The organism is Streptococcus sp. 2021WUSS126 (genome assembly GCF_044427255.1).
GTDB classification, from domain to species: Bacteria; Bacillota; Bacilli; order Lactobacillales; family Streptococcaceae; genus Streptococcus; species Streptococcus hashimotonensis.
On the sequence record NZ_JAOTGI010000016.1, the window covers coordinates 35,708 to 43,008 of the forward strand.

A 7,301-nucleotide genomic window follows, 5' to 3' on the forward strand; every position below is an offset into this window, starting at 1 on the left:
TCCATGGCAGAAAGGAATTTTAAAATGAAAAAAGATATCCATCCAGAATATCGCACTGTTGTCTTCATGGACACAACTACCGGCTACAAGTTCCTTAGCGGTTCAACTAAGAAATCTAACGAAACAGTTGAATTCGAAGGTGAAACTTACCCATTGATCCGTGTGGAAATTTCATCAGACTCACACCCATTCTATACTGGACGTCAAAAGTTCACTCAAGCAGATGGACGTGTGGATCGCTTCAACAAAAAATACGGTCTCAAATAATCAGCGTTATAAAAGCGTTAGAAACGTTGATTTTAAGCCATTCCCGAGCTATGGGAATGGTTTTCTTTTTGAAAAAGTAACGGAAATGGTAACGGCTGGGCGTTACATTCCCAAAAATTGGGCAAACTTTTCAGCCGTTTTTTCTTTGCCTCTAGAAATTGGAGAGGGCTTTTTTGGTGCGTGATTGCCAAAATGATTGCCATTGGTTTACATACTCATGAATTAAGCAAACTTATGGGGTGTGTGAAGGTAAAGCATTATATTTCAGCCTGTTCGAAGACGTATTTTATGATTTGTGAACTAGTAATACTCTTCGAAAATCAAAATTATCCGTTGTCAACTTGTCTTGATGAACTCCAGTTCTATCTTCGACTTCGTTTCCTAGGCTACTTTTGATTTTCGTTGAGTATAAATCGTATCCCCTCAGATGTAACTAGATTTTTAGTTTCAATGAGAGATGATTTTTGCTATAATGGAACGAGTAAGAATTTGAAGTGAAAGTATGAGGAAATTGATGAAAAATAAGGGCACAATCGATAGTCGAGTAGACTACTCACTTATTTTACCGGTCTTTTTTTTATTAGTTGTGGGGATTATTTCTCTCTACATTGCGGTTAGTCAAGATTATCCGGATAATGTTGTACAGATGGTTGGTCAACAAATTGCTTGGATAGGAATTGGAACAGTGGCAGCTTTTTTGGTCATGTTCTTTTCCACTAAGTTTCTGTGGCAAATCACACCTTACTTGTACGTACTTGGGCTAGGACTTATGGTATTGCCTTTGTTTTTCTACAGTCCAGACTTAGTAGCATCAACGGGAGCAAAAAACTGGGTAACGATTGGTGGAATGACTCTTTTCCAACCATCCGAATTTATGAAAATAGCCTACATCATTATGTTGTCAAGGGTGATTGTCACCTTTCATAAGTATTATCCAAATCGAAAAATTCGTGAGGATTTTATGTTGATTGGTTATATGACACTGTTTACTATCCCAGTCTTGATTTTATTGGCCTTACAGAAAGATTTAGGAACTTCCTTAGTATTTGTAGCAATCTTTAGCGGAATGCTTCTATTATCAGGAGTTTCTTGGAAAATTCTATTACCGACTGCCTTAACGGGGATCGTTTTGGTTGGTGGATTTATGCTGATTTTTATTTCTCCTGGTGGAACAACATTCCTCCACAATTTGGGGATGGATACTTATAAAATCAATCGTATTGCAGCCTGGCTTGATCCCTTTAAAAATGCCCAATCAACGACCTACCAGCAAGCTCAAAGTTTGATAGCTATCGGAAGTGGTGGCTTAAAAGGACTAGGTTTCAATAAAACAAATCTTCTTATCCCTGTTCGAGAAAGTGATATGATTTTTACGGTGATTGGAGAGGACTTTGGTTTTATTGGAGGGACGGTATTGATTGGACTATACTTGTTGCTCATTTATCGAATGCTGAGGGTAACGTTGAAGTCAAATAATCGATACTACACCTACATATCAACTGGCTATATCATGATGCTGTTGTTCCATGTGTTTGAAAATGTTGGCGCTGCGACTGGTTTGTTACCTCTAACTGGTATTCCTTTGCCGTTTATCTCCCAAGGTGGTTCGTCCATGGTTTCAAATCTAATTGGTGTTGGTCTAGTGCTGTCAATGGGGTATCAGTCACGACTAGCTGATGAGAAGGAAATAAATCGATCACGTCGCTATAGAAAAATTACGATAAAACGTTAGAAAGTTGGTTTATATGACAAGAGTTGCGGTTGTTTTAGCCGATGGTTTTGAAGAAATCGAAGCATTGGCCCCTGTAGATGTATTTCGTCGAGCTCATTTTGACTGTCAGATTGTTGGTTTAGATAGTCATGAAGTGGAGGGATCGCACGGTATTCGTGTTCAAACTGACCAAGTCTTTGATGGAGACCTGTCTTCCTTTGATCTGATTGTTTTACCAGGAGGAATGCCAGGTTCTGTCCACCTTAGAGATTCAGAGTCACTGATTACGGAATTGCAAAGAGCGGTTGCATCAGGAAAATCAGTAGCAGCAATTTGTGCGGCACCAATTGTTCTGGATAAGGCTGGTTTGTTAGATAGTCGTCACTATACATGTTTCCCAGGGAAAGAAAAAGATATTCCGTCAGGTATTCATCTGGAAGAGGATGTGGTCGTTGATGGTCCAGTTATCACTAGCCGAGGCGCTGGAACAAGTTTGGATTTCGCCTATAAATTGGTTGATTTATTTGGTGGAGATGGGGAAGGCCTAGCTCAAACAATGGTTTATCATAGTTAAAGTAATGAAGAAGATGGAGCTAATGTTTCCTCTTCTTTATTTCTATCAAAATATTAGAAAATATGGTATAATAAAGGGTATTCGTTAGAATGATTTTTGCTCTAAAAATATGTCTCGCTTTTATCCAGATGGATTGGCTTTTCTATTTTTAAGGAGCAACAAATAGAAAATAAGGAAAAGAAATGACAGAAGAAATCAAAGATTTACAAGAGAAGGCTCAAGAATATGATGCCAGTCAGATTCAAGTCTTGGAAGGTCTTGAAGCTGTTCGAATGCGTCCAGGGATGTATATCGGCTCAACATCTAAAGAAGGTCTCCATCACTTGGTTTGGGAAATTGTCGACAACTCAATCGATGAGGCGCTGGCTGGTTTTGCGGATAAAATTGAAGTTTATATTGAGCCAGATAACTCTATCACGGTTATTGATAATGGACGTGGTATTCCGGTAGATATTCAGGAAAAAACTGGTCGTCCAGCGGTAGAAACTGTCTTTACAGTGCTCCATGCAGGTGGTAAATTTGGCGGAGGCGGTTATAAGGTCTCAGGTGGATTGCACGGCGTAGGTTCATCAGTCGTAAACGCCCTATCTACTCAGCTAGACGTCCATGTCTACAAAAATGGTCAGGTCTATTTCCAAGAGTATAAACGAGGTGAAGTTGTTGCAGATTTGGAGGTTGTTGGAGAAACAGACCGTTCTGGTACAACTGTACATTTTACACCTGATCCAGAAATTTTTACTGAGACGACTGAGTTCGACTTTGCAAAATTAAATAAGCGGATCCAAGAATTGGCCTTCCTGAATCGTGGTTTAAATCTCTCTATTACGGACAAACGTGAGGGAGTAGAGCAAACAAAGGAATATCACTACGAAGGTGGTATTGCTTCCTACGTTGAGTATCTTAATGAAAACAAGGATGTCATTTTTGAGACTCCTATCTATACAGAAGGTGAAATGGATGATATTACCGTTGAGGTTGCCATGCAATATACGACGAGTTATCATGAAAACGTAGTTAGTTTTGCCAACAATATTCACACGCATGAAGGTGGTACCCATGAGCAGGGATTCCGTACAGCTCTGACACGTGTTATCAACGACTACGCCAAGAAAAATAAAATTCTCAAAGAAAATGAGGATAATTTGACTGGTGAAGATGTGCGTGAAGGCTTGACAGCGGTCATTTCTGTTAAGCACCCAGGGCCTCAATTTGAGGGACAAACTAAGACAAAACTTGGGAATAGTGAAGTGATCAAAATTACCAACCGCCTTTTCTCTGATGCCTTTGCAGAATTTCTTTTGGAAAATCCACAGATTGCTAGACGGATTGTTGAAAAAGGGATCTTGGCGAGCAAGGCTCGTATTGCTGCTAAGCGTGCGCGTGAGGTAACTCGTAAGAAATCGGGTCTTGAAATCTCAAACCTCCCAGGTAAGTTAGCGGACTGTTCCTCAAATGATGCAACGAAGACAGAGCTTTTCATCGTTGAGGGGGACTCAGCCGGTGGTTCAGCTAAATCCGGTCGCGACCGTGAATTTCAGGCTATTTTACCGATTCGTGGTAAAATTTTGAACGTAGAAAAAGCCAGCATGGACAAGATTTTGGCCAACGAAGAAATCCGTAGTCTATTTACAGCTATGGGAACTGGCTTTGGTGCGGATTTCGACGTTAGCAAGGCACGTTATCAAAAATTAGTCATTATGACAGATGCCGATGTCGATGGTGCCCATATTCGGACACTCCTTCTGACATTATTTTACCGCTACATGCGTCCTGTTGTAGAAGCGGGATACGTATATATCGCTCAACCACCTATTTACGGTATCAAGGTTGGAAGTGAGATAAAAGAATATATTCAACCTGGGGTTAATCAAGAGCAAGAATTACAAGATGCCTTAGAAAGACATAGTACGGGACGGTCCAAGCCAACGATTCAACGTTACAAAGGTTTGGGAGAAATGGATGATCATCAGTTGTGGGAAACTACGATGAATCCTGAAAATCGTCTCATGGCACGCGTTTCAGTTGATGATGCGGCAGAAGCCGATAAGATTTTTGACATGCTAATGGGGGATAAGGTTGAACCTCGTCGAGAGTTTATCGAGGAAAATGCTGTTTATTCAACATTGGATGTCTAAAAACTAAAAAAACAAGTGCATATACTAGAGATTTATGGTATAATTAAGCGATATTTTCTAGTAATTACTATGAGCTAAGGAGATTTACATGCCTACAGGAACAATCATCTTAATCGTTTCGATTGTTATTATTTTAATCATTGCCTATGTAGCTTGCCTGATTGTTCGTAAACGAAATGACAACCTTTTGGTTGCATTGGAAGAACGTAAGGAAGAGCTATTTAACCTTCCAGTTAATGAAGAAGTCGAAACTGTCAAAGCACTTCATTTGATTGGTCAAAGTCAGGTATCATTCCGTGAATGGAATCAAAAATGGGTTGATTTGTCGCTCAATTCATTTGCCGATATTGAAAATCATATCTTTGAGGCAGAAGGCTATAACAATGCCTTTCGCTTTGTGAGTGCAAAGAATGCTATCGACAGTATCGACAGCCAAATTGATTTAATTGAAGAAGACATCGCCTCTATCCGTCATGGTTTGATGGAGTTGAAGGAGCAAGAAGAGAAAAACTCTGGTCGCGTAAAGCATGCGTTAAACTTGTTCGATAGTTTACAGGAAGCTGTTCGTGAAAATCCAGATAGCTACGGTGAGACACTACCAGAACTTGAGAAACAATTGAAAAATATTGAAGTTGAGTTTTCTGAATTTGTGATGCTCAATTCCTCAGGTGACCCGATTGAAGCTTCTGAAATCCTTGATAAGACTGAAGAGCATATGATTGCTCTCAATCAAATCATGGATCGCATTCCAAGTTTGATTGAACGAGTTACAAAAGATTTCCCAGAGCAATTGGAAGATTTGGAGTCGGGCTATCGTAAGCTAGTTGAGCAGAATTATTTGTTCACAGAAGCTAACATCGAGTCACAGTTCCAAAATATTCGCGTTTCAATTCGTGAAAATACTGCTTTGATTGTTTCCTTTGATTTGGATGCTGCAGAAGCTGAAAATGAGGGAATTCAAGTAAAAATTGATCATTTGTATAAAGTCTTCAATCGTGAAATCGAAGCGAATAAGGAAGCTGTTAAGATTAGTAAAAACTTGCCAAAATTCTTGGAGCATGTTGTCCAAAATACACAGCTCTTGGATGAGGAAAGCCAACGCCTAAATGCAACTTACTTGCTGGCAGATAGCAAACTTTCACGGATCAATCAGCTTAAAGCTCGTTTGGAATCGATTGAAATTGTTGTTACAGAAAGTGTGGAAGATATTGAAAATCCACAAGTTGCATATTCTATTTTGGAAGAGCGTTTGGACCATTCATTGGCAAGCTTGAAAGAAATCGAAGAGGAGCAGCTTGTTTTAGCTGACTATCTTAAATCACAAGAATTGTCAGAGAACACAGCGCGTAAGAAAGCTACACTTTATATCAACAAATTGCATACCCTTAAGCGTTATATGGAAAAACGCAACCTTCCAGGAATTCCAGCTGAATTTTTAACAAACTTCTTTAGAACGAGCGATCATGTGGAAGCCTTGATTGCCGAGCTAGACTATAAACGAATCAATATCGAAGTTGTTAACCGTTTGTTGGAAAATGCAACGTATGATATGAATCAATTGGAAGAGTTAGCGTATTTGATTGTGCAAAATGCGACTTTAACAGAGCAGTTGCTACAATACTCTAACCGTTATCGTTCATTCGATGAAAGTGTGCAAAAAGCATTTAACCGTTCATTATCAATTTTTGAAAAAGATTTTGATTACCAAGCAGCATTTGAAGAAATTTCATTTGCTTTGGAAACAGTTGAACCTGGTGTTACAGAGCGTTTTGTACGTTCATACGAAAAAACTCGCGAAGCCATTCGCTACTAGATAAAAAGCCATTTGGCTTTTTATTTTTATACTTTGAAAGGAATATCGGAAATGACAACTGGATTATTAGTTATGGATGTTGATTCAACATTAATTTTGGAAGAAGGAATAGATCTACTTGGAGAAGAGGCCGGTTTAGGAGAGCAAGTTGCAGCAATTACCGAACGTGCTATGCGTGGGGAATTGGATTTTGAAGAAGCCTTACGTGAACGTGTGGCGTTGTTAAAGGGACTGCCTGTTTCGGTGTTTGATCGAATTATCAAAAAAATCCACTTTACGCCTGGAGCGGCAGAATTAGTCTTAGAATTAAAAATGCGAGGCTATAAGGTAGCAGTAGTTTCAGGCGGGTTTCATGAAACAGTCGATCGACTAGCTGCACAGTTAGAGTTAGACTATGTTCGGGCTAATCGATTAGAAGTAGTGGATGGAGTATTGACGGGACAAGTATTGGGTGAAATTGTAACGAAAGATACTAAAAAAGCATGTTTAGAAGAATGGGCGACAGAAAATGGGCTGAGTCTATCTCAAACGATTGCCATGGGGGATGGAGCAAATGATCTACCAATGATTCAACGAGCAGGAATTGGAGTAGCTTTCTGTGCAAAGCCGATTGTCCAAGAACAGGCGCCCTACCAAATAAATGAAAAAAATCTCTATAAACTAATAGAGATTTTATACTCAATTAAAATCAAAAATAGCCGATATCCAATCTCTATGTACAATTGATTTGAGTTGATAAACAGTTAAGGTTTGAATAATCTCTTGAAGTTTATCGATTACCTCATTTAAAGTCTTAAATAC

6 protein-coding genes are annotated in these 7,301 nt (G+C 39.2%); all 6 read left to right on the forward strand.

The genetic code is table 11. From position 1 onward, the window contains the following. The first annotated feature begins 24 nt into the window (after nt 1–24). The 6 genes from ODU39_RS07305 to serB all read left to right on the forward strand — a co-directional run bounded on the left by ODU39_RS07305 (nt 25) and on the right by serB (nt 7,226). Entirely contained in the window at nt 25–267 is a 243-nt protein-coding gene (locus tag ODU39_RS07305) for a type B 50S ribosomal protein L31 (RefSeq protein ID WP_012027466.1), read from the forward strand. Nucleotides 268–769: 502 nt separating this feature from the next. Further along, entirely contained in the window at nt 770–1,999 is a 1,230-nt protein-coding gene (locus ODU39_RS07310) for an FtsW/RodA/SpoVE family cell cycle protein (protein WP_044753235.1), read from the forward strand. 13 nt (nt 2,000–2,012) lie between these two features. After that, nucleotides 2,013–2,552 (forward strand): DJ-1 family glyoxalase III, encoded by a 540-nt coding sequence (locus ODU39_RS07315; protein ID WP_398580161.1) that lies wholly within the window; start codon nt 2,013–2,015, stop codon nt 2,550–2,552. A 182-nt stretch (nt 2,553–2,734) separates the two neighbouring features. Continuing rightward, nucleotides 2,735–4,687, forward strand: coding sequence for a DNA topoisomerase (ATP-hydrolyzing) subunit B (gene gyrB / locus ODU39_RS07320; protein WP_105122008.1), 1,953 nt, complete (start codon nt 2,735–2,737; stop codon nt 4,685–4,687). Nucleotides 4,688–4,775: 88 nt separating this feature from the next. Next, nucleotides 4,776–6,500 carry a septation ring formation regulator EzrA gene (ezrA, locus tag ODU39_RS07325; protein ID WP_398580162.1) on the forward strand — a complete coding sequence of 575 codons (1,725 nt, stop codon included), beginning with the start codon at nt 4,776–4,778 and terminating at the stop codon, nt 6,498–6,500. Between the two features lie 51 nt (nt 6,501–6,551). Beyond that, a complete protein-coding gene (serB, locus tag ODU39_RS07330; protein ID WP_398580163.1) occupies nt 6,552–7,226 on the forward strand; it encodes a phosphoserine phosphatase SerB in 675 nt (224 codons plus the stop codon). The last annotated feature ends 75 nt before the right edge of the window (nt 7,227–7,301 follow it).

Coding starts and splice junctions, on each gene's coding strand:
- gyrB (WP_105122008.1), top strand. CDS start 2,735: ATGACAGAAGAAATCAAAGATTTACAAGAGAAGGCTCAAGAATATGAT.
- ODU39_RS07305 (WP_012027466.1), top strand. CDS start 25: ATGAAAAAAGATATCCATCCAGAATATCGCACTGTTGTCTTCATGGAC.
- serB (WP_398580163.1), top strand. CDS start 6,552: ATGACAACTGGATTATTAGTTATGGATGTTGATTCAACATTAATTTTG.
- ODU39_RS07315 (WP_398580161.1), top strand. CDS start 2,013: ATGACAAGAGTTGCGGTTGTTTTAGCCGATGGTTTTGAAGAAATCGAA.
- ODU39_RS07310 (WP_044753235.1), top strand. CDS start 770: ATGAGGAAATTGATGAAAAATAAGGGCACAATCGATAGTCGAGTAGAC.
- ezrA (WP_398580162.1), top strand. CDS start 4,776: ATGCCTACAGGAACAATCATCTTAATCGTTTCGATTGTTATTATTTTA.